Genomic DNA, 17,019 nt, shown 5'->3' with positions numbered 1-17,019 from the left:
TCGATGACCGATGTTTCATCCGGACGCGGGGCGGCTTCGGCCGCCCCGCGGCTCCTCCGTATCGACGGCATCATCAAGGACTTCCCGGGCAACCGGGCGCTGGATGAGGTTTCCCTCGACGTCGCCAGCGGCGAGATCGTCGCCGTCGTCGGGCACAACGGGTCGGGCAAATCGACCCTCGTGAAGATCCTCGACGGCGTGTACACCTCGGACGGCGGCACAGTCGAGCTGGCCGAGGTGGACGGACAGCAGACCAACCTCTACGTCATCCACCAGGACCTCGGTCTCGCGAAGGAACTGACGGGGCTGGAGAACCTCGGGATCACCAAGGACAAGGGCATTTCGGCGCTCGCTCCGTTCCGCAGCAAGCGCGAACGCGCGCACGCCCGCGAGCTGATCGGCCGCTTCGGTGAGCCGTTCGACCTCGATGTGCCGATCGGCAGCCTCGCTCCGGCGCAGCGCTCGATCATCGGGATCGCTCGCGCCCTCGACGGCTGGACCCACCCCCGCAACATCCTCATCCTCGATGAGCCCACCGAGGCCCTGCACGCGAGCGAAGTGAAGGTGCTCTTCGAGGCCGTGAAGTCGCTGGCTGCCGCCGGGGCCGGCGTCATCTTCATCTCGCACCGCCTCGACGAGGTGCTGGAGATCGCCGATCGCGTGGTCATCCTGCGCGACGGGGTGAAGGTCGCCGATGAGTCGCGGGTCACGATGGACCACGACCGGCTCGTCTCCTTCGTCACCGGCGTGCCGGTGGGCGAGGCCGAGACGGGTGAGCCGTTCCGCGGCGACCTGGGCGCCGTCGCGCTGGACGTGAGGGGTCTCACCGGCGCGGCGCTGGACGGGGTCGACATCACGATCCACGCCGGCGAGGTCGTCGGCGTCGCCGGGGTGCTCGGCTCCGGCCGCGAAGCGCTGCCCGCCATGCTGTTCGGTTCGATCGACTCGGATGCCGAGACCTTCGCCGTGCAGGGCAAGAACTACCCGCACCGCAACCCGCAAGAGAGCATCCGGCGGGGGATGGGATTCGTGCCGGGCGACCGTGCGCGCTTCGGGTCGGTGCGCCCCATGACCGCGCGGGAGAACGTGACGCTGCCCGAACTCAAATCGCTCACCGGTCCGCTCGGAGCGATCAGCGGCCCCCGCGAGCGCGCACACACGACCGAGCTCATGGCGAAGTACGACGTGAAGCCGCCGCGCGCCGAGCAGATCTTTGCGCAGTTCAGCGGCGGAAATCAGCAGAAGATCGTGTTCGCCAAATGGCTGCGCAACAACCCGGTCGTGCTGCTCCTGGAGGAGCCGACGCAGGGCGTGGACATCGGCGCGAAGCAAGCGATCTACGACGCCATCGACGCCGCAGCGGAAGGAGGAGCGGCCGTTCTGGTCTGCTCCTCCGAGGCCAAGGAGCTCGTCCGGCTGTGCAACCGCGTGCTGGTGCTGCGCGGCGGCAAGGTCGCGGCGGAATTGGCAGGTGATCGGCTGACCGAGACGGCGCTGATCATGGAGGGCTACGGGCTCGTGGGCAAGGGAGAGAAGTGAACAAGACCGAGACGATTCCCGTGGCGGAGGCCACCGGGTCGAACGCCACCGTCACTCGCGGAGGCTGGTGGCGGATGCTGTCCTTCCGCAACATCAGCGCGCTGTACATCTTCATCGTGCTGTTCGCGATCTTCGCGATCATCACCCCGCGGACGTTCCTCACCCCCGGCACCTGGCTCGTCCTCCTGGACGCGCAGTCGATCACGGTGCTCGCGGCCATCGCCGTGCTCATCCCGCTGGTCAACGGCGTCTTCAACCTGGCCATCGGCGCGGAGGTCGGCTTCGCGGTCATCCTCGTCGCTGTCCTCCAGGTGAAGTTCGGCGTGCCGTGGGGCATGGCGATCCCGCTGACGATCGCCGCCGGAGCGCTCATCGGCTTGATCTCCGGCCTCATCATCACCAAGGGCAAGATCGACAGCTTCATCGCCACCCTGGGTATGAGCTCGATCCTCCTGGCCGGCCTGGCGTTCATGTCGGAGAGCCGTCAGATCATCGGGCTCGAGGAGGGCTTCCGCGCCTTCGCCACCGGCGGCCTGCCGCTCTCGCCCGACAACCCGAGCCTGAAGATCACCAACCCGGTGTTCATCATGCTGATCATCGCGCTGATCGTCTGGTACGCCCTGGAGCGCACGCCCTTCGGTCGCCGCATGTACGCCGCCGGCTACAACCCGGACGGCGCGCGCCTGTCGGGTGTGAACGTGGCCCGTCTGCAGATCCTCTCGCTCGTCGCGGGCGGTGTGATCGCCGCTTTCGCCGGTGTGCTGCTGACATCCCGGATCAACGCCGGTGACCCGACGGTCGGTCCCGGCCTGCTCCTGCCCGCGCTGACCGCGGTGTTCCTGGGGTCGACGCAGTTCAAGGGTGGCCGCTTCAACGTGTGGGGCACGGTCATCTCGGTGTACGTGCTCGCCGTCGGCATCAAGGGTCTGCAACTCCTCGGCGCGCAGAACTGGGTCAGCGACCTGTTCAACGGTGTCGCGCTGCTCGCCGCCGTCGGGCTCTCCCGGTGGGAGCGCACCGCCAAGCGTGGCAGCGCCATCCGCCGCGCCCTGCCGTTCCGCAAGCGCGGGGCCTGACGCCGCATCCCTCGGACGCCCCCGCTTCGGCGGGGGCGTCCTTCGTTCCTGCCCCGGGCGGCCGGTGCCGGTCCTGACTCAGGCTGATCCGGGCCGCATGGCCTCCCAGGGCTGGTGGCGCGGGGTGTCGCCGCGTGTGGCCTGAGTTAGGCGCGGCCGAGGCCCGGGCGAGGCCGACGGCCCAGGCCGAGGCGCGCGAACGCGAAGGCCCCCCGCCGAGTGGCGGGGGGCCTTCGCGCAGGACGTGCCGGCTAGAGGAGGTTGCGGCGGGAGACCTCCGCGATGGCGCTCCAGTCCGCATCCTTCAGGTCCGGATCGGCGAGGGCTGCTTCGAACACCTGGATGAGGGCCGGAAGAGTGGCGGGGGTGACGCCGCCGGCGGCGGCCACCTCCGCGGCGAGCCCGAGGTCCTTGCGGCCGAGGGTCATCGAGAAACCGGCGGGGTGGTACTTCTCGTCCGCGATCATCTTGCCGTAGCCGGTGTAGACAACGCCCCCGAAGAGCGTGTTCGACAGGAGCTCGGTGAAGAGCTCCGGCGGCACGCCCACGCGCTCGGTCATCGCGACGGTCTCGCCGATGGCCTGCAGCGCGTGGATGATGTTGTAGTTCACGGCGGCCTTGACGGCGTTGGCCGCCGAGGGCGTCTCGCCCAGCCGCCACACGCGCTTGCCCATGATCTCGAGGTACGGGATCACCGACTCGACGGCGTCCGAGGCGCCGGCTGCGAGGACGTTGAGCTGTCCCGCGGCGGCCACCTCCGGGCGGCCAAGAACGGGGGCCGCGACGTAGCCCACACCGGCGTCCGCGAACGAACGCTCCAGGCGGTCGGCGAGCGACGGGGAGATCGACGCCATGACGACGTGGGTGCAGCCGGATGCTGCCGCCAGCGCGTCCGGATGCAGCACGCTCTCCACCGCCGCGTCGTTCGCGAGCATCGAGAACGACACGTCGGCGGCGAGGGCCTCCTCGACGCTGGCCGCGGATGCCCCCTGCTCGACAAGCGCGGAGACCGCGCCCTCGGACCGGTTCCACGCCTTCACGTCGTGCCCCGCGTCCACCAGGCGCGCGGCCATGCCGCGCCCCATCAACCCGAGGCCCAGGAATCCGACGGTGCTCACGCTTCTCCGCGCCCCCACACCGTGTTCTTGTGCGACTGTGCGTCGCGCTCGAGGTTCAGCGGGCCGTCGATCGTGTAGTAACGGCGGCCGGCGACGATGAGTTCCTCGGCCGGGAACTTCGTGATGACCTCGCACCCGTCAGCGGTCACGACGACCTCTTCCTCGATGCGCGCGGCACCCCACCCGTCGGCCGACGGCCAGTAGGTCTCCAGGGCGAACACGTTGCCCTCCTGCAGCACCTCCGGGTGGTCGAGCGAGGTCAGGCGCGAGAAGATCGGCTTCTCCCAGATCGACAGTCCGACGCCGTGGCCGTACTGCAGGGCGAACGCGGCCTCCTCGTCGGCGAAGCCGAACTCCTGGGCCGTGGGCCACACCTTGACGATGTCGGCCGTGGTGGCGCCGGGCTTCACCAGCGCGATCGCGCGGTCCATGTACTCCCGCGCGCGGGTGTACGCGTCGCGCTGGGCGGAGCTTGCCGAACCCACGGCGAACGTCCGGTAGTAGCACGTGCGGTAGCCGTTCCAGCTGTGCAGGATGTCGAAGAACGCCGGGTCGCCGGGGCGGATGAGGCGGTCGGAGAAGACGTGCGGATGCGGCGAGCAGCGCTCACCGGAGATCGCGTTGACGCCTTCGACGTACTCGGAGCCGAGGTCGTACAGCGTCTTGGCGACGAGTCCGACGGCCTCGTTCTCGCGGACCCCGGGGCGGAGGAACCGGTACAGCTCTTCGTAGGCGGCATCCACCATCGACGCGGCCTGCGTGAGGAGACGGATCTCGTCATGCGTCTTGATGCGCCGGGCCTCCATGAAGATCTGCTGGCCGTCGACGACCTGGATGCCCTCCTTCTGGAGGGCGAACAGGATCGGGAGCTCGATGACGTCGACGCCCAGGGGCTGATCGGCGAGGCCGAACTTCTCCAGTTCGCGCTTGATCTTCTTGGCCACGCCCTCGGCGATCCCCGCGTCGGGCGGGAAGGCCCCGCGCAGCGTCGAAATGCCGGCGCGCGCTCCCGACTCCATGCGCGGGCGCTTGGCGCCCTCGTGGGGAGCGTTCGGGTTCGCGTCCATCTCGGCGGTGGTCGTGTCGAGCCACGGGTTGTAGAGCTTGTGGTGCTTGGCGGCGGAACCGAAGTCCCACACGATGGGGTCGGTGTTGCGCGTGAGGAGCGAGAAGCGGATGAGCTTGTCCATCGCCCACGTGCCGATGTGGGTGGCGCTCATGTAGCGGATGTTGGAGAAGTCGAAGGCCAGCACCGCGCCGAGGGAGGACGCATCCAGCTGCGCCTTCAGGCGTGCCAGGCGCTCATCCCGGAGGCGGTCGAAATCGACCCGCTGCTCCCAGTCGACGCCGTTGGTCCCGGTGGTCCCCGTGCTCTTCATCGAGTTCTCCTTCGTCGCGGATGATCGCGGATGGTCGCGGTAACGCTGAACGCGCGTGAAGTACAGCTTAACACCGGGGGCCCGCCGAGCCCAGAGAGGGGTGTGCACGCTGCGGGATCCCGCACACCGCTGCGGAGCCCATCGGCTGGCGCTGGACACCCCCGGCAAGCAGCCGATCTACAATGACGGCAGCGCGCTCGCTACGGCGGGCGAACGCGACGACGGAAGGCGGCATCATGCCGGAGAGGCTCGGCGAACGCATCCGCGCGGCCCGCACCGAACGAGGGCTGAGCCTGCGCAGTGTCGCGCAAGCCCTGGGTGTCTCGGCGAGCCTCATCTCCCAGGTGGAGATCGGCAAGACCCAGCCGTCCGTCTCCACCCTCTATGCCCTGGCCAGCCACCTCGGCGTCTCGCTCGACGATCTCCTCGGCATCCCCTCGACGCGCGAACCCGAGAGCCCGATGTTCGGCCACGCCGGTCCGCCCCTTCCGGATGTGCAGCGCGCGGCGGACAACGCGGTGATCGAGATGGAGAACGGCGTGCGGTGGGAGCGGCTGGCGGCCGGCGCGGGCGGACCCGCCGACGCGCTCCTCGTCACCTACGCACCCGGCGCCAGCAGCTCCGTCGAGGGCAAGCTCATGCGCCACGCCGGTGTCGAGTACGCGTATCTGCTCGAGGGGGAGCTGACCCTGCACCTCGATTTCGAGACGTATGTGCTCCGCCCCGGAGACTCGCTGCAGTTCGACTCCGTGCGACCGCACCTGTACTCGAACCGCTCCGACGCCGTCGCCAAGGGCGTCTGGTTCGTCGTCGGGCGTCGTCAGCAGAACCGTTCACTGCCGGATGCGCCGGCCTCCGGGAACGACGCGACCGCCGAGCCGGGGGCACCGGCGTCGGCGGTCGACGTGCTGCGTGCGATGGACGAATTGGCCTGAGTCAGCGACGGCCGTGGCGCGCGGGACGCGCTTCGGTGGCCCACGGGTCGACGAGCGACTTGATCTGCGTCGACCGGCCCTCGAAGAGCGGGGTCAGGGCGAGGTCGGCGACATCTGCCAGCGGGATGACCTCGCCGGCGATGTCCGACCAGTCCTCACGTGTCCCGAGCAGGCGCACCGCCTCCGGGAAGTCGTCCGCGAAGACATGCGCCACCGTGCCGATGATGGTGTACTCGCGCAGCGTCCACGTGCCGAGGGGGAGCGCCGGCTCGCCCCGCTGGATGCCGACGGGGACGATGGTGGAACCGGGCATGGCCGCCTCCAGCACGGAGGCGAGACCCGGTGCCGATCCGCTGACTTCGAAGAAGACGTCGGGGTCCATGCCGAGTTCGGCGAGCTTTTCGGTCAGGCTCATCGAGCCCGACAGCAGCCCCGCGGTGGCACCGAGTCGCTGAGCGAGGTCGAGGCGTTCCTGGTTCAGGTCGACCGCGAGAACGCGCGCCCCCGTGGCGGCGGCGGCCACGGTGATGAACGTCCCGATTCCGCCGGCGCCGACGATGACCGCATCCTGACCCGCTCGCAGGCCGCTGCGCCGCACCGCGTGGACCGCGATGGCCAGGGGCTGGGCCAGGGCGAGGGTGTCGGTGGTCAGTCCGGTGTCGGAGACGTCGAGCAGAATGCTCGCGGGCGCCACGACGTATCCGGCGAGCCCGCCGTCGAAGGCGAAGCCGAGCGTCTTGTACGAGCGGCACAGGTTCGTGCGGCCGGACCGGCACGGCTTGCATTCCCCGCATGCGATGCCGGCGCCGCACACCACGGTCGCGCCGACGGGAAGACCCTCGACGCCTTCGCCGAGCGTCTCGACCGTGCCGACGAACTCGTGCCCGAGGGCGACCGGCGGCTCGGCGAGCACGAGGTGCCGGCCGAACTCGGTCGCGTCGCTGCCGCACACGCCGCACGCGCTGATCCGCACCAGCACCTCACCCGGACCCGGCGTGGGGACGGGCTTGGACTCGACCCGCAGATCGCCGACTCCGTGCAGGACCGCAGCCTGCATGTCGGTCATCGGAAGGAGCCCTCGTCGATCGGGAGCTGGACGGCGGCGCGCTCGGCGAGCATCCACCCGATGAACTTCTCGTACACCGCGAGGTGGTCGGGGTGGTCGAGGTAGGCGTCCAGACCCTCCTGGTCATCCAGGATCGCGGCGACTCCATAGTCGGAACCGGCCGGGCGCAGGTGCAGATTGGGGCCGGCGGTGTACGAGCGGATCGCGGGAATCCCCTCCGCCATGGCCATGAGGGCGTCCGTGAGCGCCGATACGTCGGCCTCGGTGACTTCTTCTTTCCACCGGAAGGCGGCGATGTGCAGGATCATGGGCGTCCCGTTCCTTCTCTCCATCGAGCTGTTCAGCGCAGATTTACATTCTGTGGCGTCGCGCCGCGCAGATCCAGCGTAGCGCCGAATCGGTCGAACGGCTGTTGTAAAGTGAGGCTGTCCAGCGTGGGAAGGAGTCGGCATGAGCCGTCCACGAATCGCCGTGCTCGGAGCCGGGGCGAATGGAGCCTCTGTCGGGGCCGACCTCATCGCCGCCGGGCACGATGTCACCCTCATCGAGCAGTGGCCGGTACACGTCGAGGCGATGCGCGCCGACGGCGTGCACGTGCTCTCGCCCGACGGTGACCTCCATGTCCGGCCGCATGTGATCAACCTGTGCGAAGTGGCCGAGCTGACGCAGCCGTTCGACATCGTGCTGATGCTGATGAAGGCGTACGACTCGCCGTGGGCCGCTCGACTGGTCGCCCCCTACCTGGCTGATGACGGCCTGATGGTGGGTGTGCAGAACGGGATGACCGCGCGCACGGTGGAAGAGGCGGTCGGGAGCGCTCGCACCATGGGCGCGGTCATCGAGTGCTCTGCGACCATGAGCGAACCGGGGGTCGTGCATCGCCACACCCCGGTTTCGCGCTCCTGGTTCGCCGTCGGTGCCCTGCCCGGCGGTCCGGCTGATCGTGCGGGGGAGATCGCCGACCTGCTGCGGCACGCGGGCACCGTGGCGATGATGGAGAACATCGAAGCGGCCAAGTGGATGAAGCTGGTCAGCAACTCGACGCTCCTGGTGACGTCCGCGGTCCTCGGCCTGCCGATGCTGGATGCCCTGAACACTCCGGGGTACCGGGAGGTCATGGTCGCCGCCGGGAACGAAGCCCTCGAGGTGGGCAGGGCGCTGGGTCACCCCGTCCTTCCGATCTTCGGATTGACCCCCGAGGAGGTCGCCGACCCCGCCACGGTCGTGGACATCATGACCGACAAGCTCTTCGCGGGCTTCGTCGTGCCCGGCGCGACGACGACCGTGCTGCAGGACTGGACGAAGGGCCGGCACTCCGAGGTCGATGACTTGAACGGCCACGTCGCCGCAGAGGGACGGCGGCTGGGGATCGCGACCCCCGTGAACGACGCCGTCGTGCGCCTCGCCCACCGCATCGAGCGGGAAGGCCTCCAGCCTGATCCGAGCCTGCTCGCGGAGATGCTCGGCGCAGCACGGTGACGACCCGTCGCGGTGCGCTCGTGGCCACTGCCGCGGCGCTGGCCGCCGGCGCGGCGGTGTCGGTGCAGACCTCCATCAACGGGCACACCAGCGTGATCGTGGGATCGCCGGTCCTGGCGACCGCGATCAACCACGGCAGCGCGCTCGCGCTCGCTCTCATCGTGGCGCTCGCCCTGGGCGCGTTCCCCCGGGCGGCCCGCTCGCTGCGGCGGCGACGGAGCGAGGTCCGGTGGTGGTGGTTCCTCGGGGGCGTGATGGGGTTCGCCGCCGTCCTCGCGATCATCGCCGTCACCCCGGACGTAGGGGTCGTCGCGGTGGGCGTCGCCGTGACGCTCGGCCAGCTCGCCGGTTCCATCGCGGCCGACTCGTGGAGCCTCGGTCCGGGTGGCAAACGGGCGCTGAGCCCGTTCCGCCTGGGCGGAATCGGGGTGGCCGTCGTGGCTGTCGCGGTGGGCGCCTTCGGGCGGTTCGAGATCGGCAACCTCTTCGTCATCGTGATCGTCGTCGTCGCCGGGGCGATCATCGCCATCCAGCAGGCAGCCAACGCGTGGATCATCGAGGTGACGGGGGAGTTCTCCGTCATGTCCGTCATCAACTTCGGTGTCTCGGCGCTGTTCATCGGCACCGCTCTGCTGGTGTCGATGGCGGTCGAACCGCTCGACTTCGGCGCCATCCCGTGGTGGGCGCCCCTGGGCGGGGCACTCGGCGCTGTGATCGGCGTCGCCTCCGCGCTCGCCGTCCGCGCCATCGGGGTGCTCAGCCTGATGCTGTGCATCGCGGCCGGGCAGGCTCTCGGGTCCATCGCGGTGGACTTCCTGGCACCGGTGGATGCTGTCGGCCTCACCCCCGCGTCGGTGATCGCTGCCGCGCTGGCCGTGGCCGCGGTGGGTCTGGCGGGTCTCGGATCGCTCTCGCGGCGCGCCCCGCAGGTCGGTACGTCGCGGATGGGCGCGGCCACCCCCGACCCGCTTCCCTGATCCCCGAGGAGCTCGACATGCCGATACCCACCGTCGCCGCCGTCGCGTATGAGGGTGTTTCGGAGTTCTCGGTCGAGACCGTGCAACTGCGCGACCCCGGGACCGCCGATGTGGTCGTCGAGCTGGCCGCCAGCGCCTTCTGCTACAGCGACTGGATCTCCCTACGAGGGGATGCGGGGCTCGCCGAGGGCGGGCTGTACCCCGCCGTGCTCGGGCATGCGGCGGTCGGGACGATCACGCACGCCGGCGCAGAAGCGCGCCACCGGCCCGGAACCCGCGTGCTGATCACGGCCACCCCGGAATGCGGGCGGTGCTTCTGGTGCACCCGCGGGCGTATCGACCAGTGCGCCGAGCTGTTCGCGCCCGCTCCCGCGATCGGAACGCTCGAGGACGGCCGGACGGTACGAGGCCCCGGTGCCGCGGCGACCTACGCGGAGTGCACGGTGATCCGCGACATCCAGGTCTTCCCCACCGACAGCGACCTGCCGGATGAGTGGCTGGCGATGTTCGGATGCGGCGTCGTGTCGGGCATGGGCGCCGTGGTCAACGTGGCGCGGGTGGCGCCGGGCGAGTCGGTGGTCGTGATCGGATGCGGGCAGGTCGGGCTGTGGATGGTGCAGGCCGCGCGCGCGGTGGGCGCCGGCGAGATCATCGCCGTCGAGCCTCTCGCGGAGCGGCGGGAACTGGCGGCACGCCTGGGTGCGACCCTCACCCTCGATCCCGCGACGGATGACGTCGCCGAGCGGGTGCGCGCAGCCACCGGTGGGCGCGGAGCCGACCACGGACTGGACGCGGGCGGCACGACCGCATCGGTGCGGGACGCCTTCGCCCTCTCCCGGCTGGGAGGGATCGTGACGCTGACCTCGTACGTGACCCGTCACACGTCGGTCGATTTCCCGCTGTTCGACCTGGCGCTCCGGGGCCGTGATGTGCGCAGCTCGCAGAGCGGTCGGCTGGACATGACGCGTGACATGGCGCAGTTCCTGCCGTGGATGGCCGACGGCCGCGTCGACCCGCAGGCGCTGATCGGCGGCATCCGGCCCCTGTCCGCGATGGCCGATACGCTCGCCGCATCCCGCGACCGTCGCGAACTCACACCGATCGTCACCCCGTAGGGGCGCGGCGGGTTGCCCCGCTCGGCAGCGGCGCCTCAGTACTGCTCGGGAAGCCGCGGCCGGTAGGGCGCGGTGAGCCGCGCGATCTCGCTGTCATCCAGCACGAGGTCAAGGGCGGCGACCGCATCCCGCAGGTGACGCTCGTCGGTGGCGCCCACGATCGGTGCCGTGACCGCGGGCTGCTGCCGCAGCCACGCGAGCGCCACGTGCGCCATCGGCACGTCGCGTTCGGCCGCGATGGCCTGCACCTCGTCGACGATTGCGTGGTCGGAGTCGACCGCCTGCCGATAGTTGGCTTGGGCGACGAGGTCGGTCTCCGTGCGGCGGGTCTCGGCCCCCCACGGCCGGGTGAGCTTGCCCCGGGCGAGCGGGCTCCACGGCACGACCCCGACGCCGGCGTGCGCGCAGTAGGGGAGCAGGTCGCGCTCATCCTCGCGGTAGATGAGACTGTACTGGTTCTGCATCGAGATGAAGGGCGCGAGGCCGAGCTCGCGCTGCCGCTCACGCGCCTCCACGAACTGCCACGTGCGCATCGAGGAAGCGCCGAGGTACAGCGCCTTGCCGGCCCGCACCACGTCGTCGAGGGCGACCAGCGTCTCCTCCAGCGGCACGTCCGGATCGAAACGGTGGATCTGGAGCAGGTCGACGCGGTCGGTGCCGAGCCGCCGGAGGCTCGCATCGACCTCCTGCACGATGGCCTTCCGCGACAGTCCGCGACGGTTGGGGCCGGAGCCCATGACGCCGTGCACCTTCGTCGCCAGCACGATCTCGTCGCGGTTCGCCATGTCGCGGAGCGCCCGACCGAGGATCTCCTCGCCCGAGCCGTCGGAGTACACGTTCGCGGTGTCGAAGAACGTCAGGCCGAGCTCGAGGGCATGCGCGATGAGTTCGCGGCTGCGTTCCTCGGGGAGCGTCCACGGGTGCGTTCCGCGCTCCGGCTCTCCGAAGCTCATCGAGCCGACCGCGAGGGGTGACACTTCGAGGCCGCTGCGTCCCAGCCGTACGTAGTCCATGCCGTCCAGTATGCCTGTCCGACAATCCGCAGTCGACCCGCCCGCGCACTCCCCGCGCTCTCCCCGAGAAACGACGATCCGGACGAGAAACGGCGCAGCGCGTCCCGTCTCGTCCGGATCGTCGTTTCTCGCGGGCGGGGGCGGGCGGGCGGGCGGGGTCAGGCGTCGCGGCGGGCGCCGGGGGAGGGGCGCACGGTGAACGTGCGGGGGGCGCGGAAGCCCGCGGCCGCGAAGGCGTCGGCGACGGCGGATGCGGCGGCATCGACGCGATCGGAATCGAGCAGGGCGATCGCGGCGCCGCCGAAGCCGCCGCCGGTCATCCGGGCACCCAGGGCGCCGGCAACCAGAGCTGTCTCCACCGCGAGGTCGAGTTCGGGAACGGAGATCTCGAAGTCGTCGCGCATGGAGACGTGGGATGCGGTCAGCAGGTCGCCGATCGCCCGCGGGCCCTCAGCATCCAGCGTGGCGACCGTGTCGAGTACCCGCTGGTTCTCGGTCACGATGTGCCGGACCCGCCGGAAGGTCACATCGTCCATGAGTTCCTGCGCGCGCGGCAGGTCGGCCACCGTCACGTCGCGCAACGCCGGAACGCCCATCGCACGTGCCCCGGCCTCGCACGACTCGCGGCGCTCGCGGTATCCGCCGGAGGAATGCGCGTGGGTGACGAGCGTGTCGATCACGAGGATCTCCAGCCCCTCGCGGGCGAACGCCAGGTCGACCGAGCGGGTCTCGAGCGTGCGACAGTCCAGGAAGGTCGCCGCATCGGCCTCGCCGAGCATCGACGCCATCTGGTCCATGATGCCCGTGGGCGCCCCGACCGCGTCGTTCTCGGCGGTGCGCCCCACGCTCGCGAGGGCGACGCGGCTGAGGCCCCCCGCCCATACGTCGTCGAGGGCGCAGGCGACCGCGCTCTCGATGGCAGCGGATGACGAGAGGCCGGCGCCCACCGGGACGTCGGAGGCGATCGCCATGTCGACGCCACGGGGCTTTGCGGACGGGGCCGCAGCGCGCAGCGCCCACGCGACGCCGAGCGGATAGGCAGCCCAGTCCAGATCGCCGCCGGCGATGGCGTCGTCCAGGTCGGCGAGGGGAACCTCGGCGACGCCCTCGGTGAAGGTCGTGGAGACGCGCACCAGGTCGTCCTCACGCAGGGCCACGGCGGCCGAGGTGCGGTGCTCGATCGCGAACGGCAGCACGAACCCCTCGTTGTAGTCGGTGTGCTCGCCGATGAGATTGACCCGGCCCGGCGCCGACCATTCCCCGGCCGAGGCGCGATCGGTGATCGAGGCGAGCAGGTCGGATGCGGCGGTCATGCGAGCTCCTCGGGGACGGTCGCGAGGGCCTCGCGCAGCCGCGCGGCCTGGGTCTCGGGCGGGATGTCGGCGATCCACGCACCCATGGCCGACTCCGACCCGGCGAGATACTTCAGCTTGTCCGCGGCCCGGCGGGGCGAGGTGAGCTGCAAATGGAGGCGGACGGCATCGCGGCCGGCGCGCACGGGCGCCTGGTGCCACGCCGCGATGTAGGGCGTGGGGGAGCCGTACAGCGCATCGATCGCACGCAGCAGCCGCAGATAGAGGGGTGCGAGTTCCTCGCGCTCAGCCTCGTCGGTGGCGGCAAAGTCGGGCACGTGCCGGTGCGGGACCAGGTGCACCTCGATCGGCCAGCGCGCGGCGAACGGCACGAATGCCGTCCAGTGCTCGCCCGACATCACGACACGGTCGGAGTCCGACTCGAAATCCAGGATGCGCGCGAACAGGTCGCTCGACGTGCGCGCCGCAGCATCCAGCATCCGCTGCGTCCGCGGCGTGACGTAGGGGTAGGCGTAGATCTGGCCGTGCGGATGCGCCAGCGTGACGCCGATCGCCTCACCGCGGTTCTCGAACGGGAAGACCTGCTCCACGCCCGGAAGCGCCGAGAGTGCGGCGGTGCGGTCGGCCCACGCCTCGATCACGGTACGGGCGCGGGTGCGGGTGAGCGTGCCGAACGAGCCGGAGTGCTCGGGACTGAAGCACACGACCTCGCACCGCCCGACCGACGTGCGCGAGCGTCCGAGACCGAGGGATGTCAGGTCGTCGAGCCCTCGGGGTGGGTCGTCGCCTTCGGGTGCGTCGCCGGTCGCCCGGGCGAGCGCGGGCCCGAAGGACGGCGAGCGGTTCTCGAAGACCGCGACGTCGTACCGGTCGGGGATCTCCGACGGATTGGTCGGCGTCTGCGGCGCGAGCGGGTCGAGGTGCGCAGGGGGGAGGAACGCGCGGTTCTGGCGCGCGGCGGCGATCGAGATCCAGTCGCCGGTGAGCACGTCCTGCCGCATGGTCGCCGTGCCCGGGCGCGGGTCGAGTACACGCGCGTCGATCGAGCGATCCGGCCCGAGGCCCGTACCGGGATCGTCGTAGTAGATGAGCTCGCGGCCGTCGGCGAGCCGTGTGGGACGCTTGACGACTCCGGCGCCGAGCGTCGTCTCCGCCAGGGCAGATGTGTTCACGTTATGACGCTAGCCGCCGGGCATGTTATCGTCAACACGTCTCGTGAGAGCACCGAGGGGGTGCGGATGCCGGTTTCCATGGCCGATGTCGCCGCCCACGCGGGCGTCTCAGCGCAGACCGTATCGCGGGTCGTGAACGGCAGCCCGCGCGTGGACCCGTCCACGCGCGCCCGCGTCGAGTCGGCCATGGCGACGCTCGGGTACCGGATGCATCGCGCCGCGCGGGCTCTGCGCACGGGCCGCACCCGCACGATCGGCCTCGTCGTCTCCTCCCTCGCGTCGGTCGGAAACTCTCGGATGCTGGAGGCGATCGCCGAGGTCGCCGCTCAGCGCGACTACGCCTTGACCGTTGTGACGCTCGCCGCCGCACGGACGGTGTCCGACGCATTCGCCCTCCTTCGCGACCAGGGCGCGGACGGGGCGATCGTCCTCAACGAGGCCACGACACTGCTGCGGGAGTCCGACCCCGCCGCGGGGCTGTGCGTGGTCGTGGTCGATTCGCCGCAGGACGACCGGTTCGCCGTCGTCCAGACCGACCACGCCGACGGGGCCCGGATCGCCGTCCGGCACCTTCTCGGGCAAGGGCATGGCACGGTGCACCATCTCGCCGGTCCCGCGGATTCCTACGCCGCCGCCGAGCGGGAGCGCGGGTGGCGTGCCGAGCTGGTGGCGGCCGGGAAAGGCGCTCCGCCGGTGGTGCGGGGCGACTGGACCTCGGCTTCCGGCTACGCGGTGGGGGCCGACTTCACCGACGCGACCGCGGTGTTCGTCGCGAACGATCAGATGGCTCTCGGTGCGCTCCGCGCGTTCGCGGACGCCGGACGCCGCATCCCGGAAGACATCGCCGTGGTGGGTTTCGATGACGTCGTGGATGCCGCGCAATACCGCCCCCCGCTGACCACCGTGCGGCAGGACTTCGACGTCCTCGGGAAGCGCGCGGTCGACGCACTGGTGGCGATGATCGAGGACGGCGCTGCGCCCGGCGCGACCAGCATCCCCCCGGAACTCGTGGTGCGGGCGAGTTCAGCTCCGGGGTGACGCCGGCGCGAAGCGGCCCTATTCGTGTTGGTGACCCAGCTCGGGCTCCGCGACGAAGCGCGCGACCGGCTCGGAGAAGCCCTCGAGCTCGAGCACGACCAGCTCGTTCACGCCCGCGCGCGCGACCGGAGCGGGGACGTACAGCGTGCGCTGCGGGCCGTTGCGCCAGTATCGGCCGAGGAAGAAGCCGTTGACGAAGGCGTAGCCCTTGCCCCACGCAGCCACGTCGAGGAAAAGGTCGGTGGGGGTGTCGAGCGTGAATGTGCCGCGCCATCCCGCCCGGCCCGATCCGTCGCCGGGGGCCGCGTGCAAGACCTGCCGCACGGCGGCGACGAGATCGACCGGCGTGGCTCGCCACCCCGTCACCGGCGCAGCGTCAAGGGTCACCGGGCCGTGGATCCCCTTCTCCTCGCCGAGCCGGGGACCGTAGTTCACCCGCCCCTGATCCTCCACGACGATGGTGAGTGTCCGACCCCGTGGCACCCTGATCGAACGCTCATGGAGAGCGCGCGACAGCCGGCCGGCAGGTGCGTCGTCCACCGCCACCCACGCCATGTCCCGTACTTCACCGATGCTGAGCGTGCCGGCATCCCCGGCGAACGCGCCGTCGGCGAGCGTCACGTCGTAGCGAACGAGGGGGCCGAGCTGCCCGAGGCTCTCGAACGACGCCGGGGCATCGGTGAGGGCGGCGGATGCGGCGGACGCCCACTCGCCGGTGGCGGTCAGCGGCATGGTGAGCACGGGTGCGGCGGGCCGTGACGGGGGGACCTCGTCGGGCACCGGTGCGTACTTCGCGAGAACCTCACGGAACGCAAAGAACTTCTCCGTCGGGTAGCCGGCCTCATCGACGGGCGCGTCGTAGTCGTAGGAGGTGACCGTGGGCGCATACCGGCCCTTGTCGTTCGCGCCGTTGGTTGTGGCGAAGTTCGTCCCCCCGTGCACCATGTACACGCTCACGGAGGCGCCCGCCGCCAGCAGCGCATCGAGCTCGGCGGCCGAGGCGGCAGCATCCGTCGTGTGATGCACGCCTCCCCACCAGTCGAACCAGCCGTCCCAGAACTCCGAGCACATGAGCGGCCCGGTCTGCTGATGAGCGCGCAGAGTGGCGAGCCGCTCGTCCACCCGAGAACCGAACGACCCGGTGGCCAAGAGCTCAGGCAGGCTGCCGTCGCGCAGCATGTCGGGTTCGGGCTGGTCGACGGTCGTCAGCGGCACGGTGATGCTGCACTCCCGGGTCAGATCGACCAGAGTGCGAAGGTACTCTTTGTCGCTGCCGTACGCGCCGTATTCGTTCTCGATCTGCACCAGCACGACCGGGCCGCCACGGTCGATCTGCCGCGGCGCGACGATGTCGTAAACGCGTCGCAGGTAGGTCGTCACCTCGTCGAGATACCGCGGATCGGACCGCCGCACACCGATGCCCGGCATCCCGGTGAGCCAGACCGGAAGTCCCCCGTTGTGCCATTCGGCGCAGATGTAGGGACCGGGCCGCACGATCGCGTGCATGCCCTCCGCTGCGATCAGGTCGAGGAACCGTCCGAGGTCGTTCCACCCCGTCGCATCCCACTCGCCGTGCACCGGTTCATGGGCATTCCACGCCACGTATGTCTCGATGGTGTTGAGCCCCATCAGTCGCGCGGTGTGGATGCGGTCTTCCCACGCGTCCGGATGCACGCGGAAGTAGTGCAGCGCTCCGGAGAGGATGCGGTGCGGGGCGCCGTCGAGCAGGAAGTCGGTGTCGCCGAGAGTGAAGGTGGTCACGGTGCCTTTCGGTTCGGGGTGCGGGGCGAGCCGGCGGC

Annotated in this window: 15 protein-coding genes; 7 read left to right on the top strand and 8 right to left on the bottom strand. The window is 70.5% G+C overall.

The genetic code is table 11. The annotated features are described in order from the left end of the window. Positions 1 to 3: 3 nt before the first annotated feature. Both AC4FS2_RS13745 and AC4FS2_RS13740 read left to right on the top strand, forming a co-directional pair. Entirely contained in the window at positions 4 to 1,539 is a 1,536-nt protein-coding gene (locus AC4FS2_RS13745; RefSeq protein WP_491156092.1) for a sugar ABC transporter ATP-binding protein, read from the top strand. Continuing rightward, the gene (locus AC4FS2_RS13740) at positions 1,536 to 2,615 is read left to right on the top strand and encodes an ABC transporter permease (protein WP_491156093.1); all 1,080 of its coding nucleotides are present in this window, start codon (positions 1,536 to 1,538) and stop codon (positions 2,613 to 2,615) included. Before AC4FS2_RS13745 ends, AC4FS2_RS13740 begins: the two co-directional genes overlap by 4 nt. Positions 2,616 to 2,866: 251 nt before the next feature. Here the strand turns inward: AC4FS2_RS13740 and AC4FS2_RS13735 are convergent, their stop codons facing one another. Further along, positions 2,867 to 3,733: an NAD(P)-dependent oxidoreductase gene (locus tag AC4FS2_RS13735; protein ID WP_491156095.1), complete on the bottom strand. Its 867-nt coding sequence runs from the start codon at positions 3,731 to 3,733 to the stop codon at positions 2,867 to 2,869. Further along, entirely contained in the window at positions 3,730 to 5,112 is a 1,383-nt protein-coding gene (locus AC4FS2_RS13730; RefSeq protein WP_491156097.1) for a M24 family metallopeptidase, read from the bottom strand. Before AC4FS2_RS13730 ends, AC4FS2_RS13735 begins: the two co-directional genes overlap by 4 nt. A gap of 236 nt (positions 5,113 to 5,348) precedes the next feature. Here AC4FS2_RS13730 and AC4FS2_RS13725 point away from each other — a divergent pair, with 236 nt between their 5' ends. Continuing rightward, complete coding sequence (locus AC4FS2_RS13725; protein ID WP_491156099.1) at positions 5,349 to 6,047, top strand: helix-turn-helix domain-containing protein; 699 nt, start codon at positions 5,349 to 5,351, stop codon at positions 6,045 to 6,047. A gap of 1 nt (position 6,048) precedes the next feature. Here AC4FS2_RS13725 and AC4FS2_RS13720 read toward each other — a convergent pair whose 3' ends face one another. Both AC4FS2_RS13720 and AC4FS2_RS13715 read right to left on the bottom strand, forming a co-directional pair. Beyond that, complete coding sequence (locus AC4FS2_RS13720; RefSeq protein ID WP_491156100.1) at positions 6,049 to 7,113, bottom strand: zinc-dependent alcohol dehydrogenase; 1,065 nt, start codon at positions 7,111 to 7,113, stop codon at positions 6,049 to 6,051. Further along, the gene (locus tag AC4FS2_RS13715) at positions 7,110 to 7,421 is read right to left on the bottom strand and encodes a Dabb family protein (protein ID WP_491156101.1); all 312 of its coding nucleotides are present in this window, start codon (positions 7,419 to 7,421) and stop codon (positions 7,110 to 7,112) included. The genes AC4FS2_RS13720 and AC4FS2_RS13715 overlap by 4 nt, the downstream gene beginning before the upstream one ends. 142 nt (positions 7,422 to 7,563) lie before the next feature. Here AC4FS2_RS13715 and AC4FS2_RS13710 point away from each other — a divergent pair, with 142 nt between their 5' ends. The 3 genes from AC4FS2_RS13710 to AC4FS2_RS13700 are packed head-to-tail and all read left to right on the top strand — an operon-like array spanning position 7,564 to position 10,684. After that, positions 7,564 to 8,592 (top strand): ketopantoate reductase family protein, encoded by a 1,029-nt coding sequence (locus tag AC4FS2_RS13710; RefSeq protein WP_491156102.1) that lies wholly within the window; start codon positions 7,564 to 7,566, stop codon positions 8,590 to 8,592. Next, positions 8,589 to 9,569 carry a DMT family transporter gene (locus AC4FS2_RS13705; protein ID WP_491156104.1) on the top strand — a complete coding sequence of 327 codons (981 nt, stop codon included), beginning with the start codon at positions 8,589 to 8,591 and terminating at the stop codon, positions 9,567 to 9,569. Before AC4FS2_RS13710 ends, AC4FS2_RS13705 begins: the two co-directional genes overlap by 4 nt. Positions 9,570 to 9,586: 17 nt before the next feature. After that, complete coding sequence (locus AC4FS2_RS13700; RefSeq protein WP_491156105.1) at positions 9,587 to 10,684, top strand: zinc-binding dehydrogenase; 1,098 nt, start codon at positions 9,587 to 9,589, stop codon at positions 10,682 to 10,684. A 35-nt stretch (positions 10,685 to 10,719) separates the two neighbouring features. On the opposite strand, the gene AC4FS2_RS13695 is transcribed toward AC4FS2_RS13700, so the two are convergent. The 3 genes from AC4FS2_RS13695 to galT all read right to left on the bottom strand — a co-directional run bounded on the left by AC4FS2_RS13695 (position 10,720) and on the right by galT (position 14,182). Next, entirely contained in the window at positions 10,720 to 11,697 is a 978-nt protein-coding gene (locus AC4FS2_RS13695; protein WP_491156107.1) for an aldo/keto reductase, read from the bottom strand. A 158-nt stretch (positions 11,698 to 11,855) separates the two neighbouring features. After that, entirely contained in the window at positions 11,856 to 13,010 is a 1,155-nt protein-coding gene (gene galK / locus AC4FS2_RS13690; RefSeq protein WP_491156109.1) for a galactokinase, read from the bottom strand. Next, on the bottom strand, positions 13,007 to 14,182 hold the full coding sequence (galT, locus tag AC4FS2_RS13685; protein WP_491156110.1) for a galactose-1-phosphate uridylyltransferase: 1,176 nt from the start codon (positions 14,180 to 14,182) through the stop codon (positions 13,007 to 13,009). Before galT ends, galK begins: the two co-directional genes overlap by 4 nt. Before the next feature lie 66 nt (positions 14,183 to 14,248). On the opposite strand from galT, the gene AC4FS2_RS13680 reads away from it, so the two are divergent. After that, positions 14,249 to 15,220, top strand: a complete 972-nt coding sequence (locus tag AC4FS2_RS13680) for a LacI family DNA-binding transcriptional regulator (protein WP_491156112.1) — start codon at positions 14,249 to 14,251, stop codon at positions 15,218 to 15,220. A gap of 18 nt (positions 15,221 to 15,238) precedes the next feature. Here the strand turns inward: AC4FS2_RS13680 and AC4FS2_RS13675 are convergent, their stop codons facing one another. Then, positions 15,239 to 16,981: a glycoside hydrolase family 35 protein gene (locus tag AC4FS2_RS13675; protein ID WP_491156114.1), complete on the bottom strand. Its 1,743-nt coding sequence runs from the start codon at positions 16,979 to 16,981 to the stop codon at positions 15,239 to 15,241. Between the last annotated feature and the right edge of the window lie 38 nt (positions 16,982 to 17,019).

The sequence above is a fragment of the Microbacterium sp. Z10_103 genome, assembly GCF_058310455.1.
This window is presented reverse-complemented; position numbering and strand designations above follow the sequence as displayed.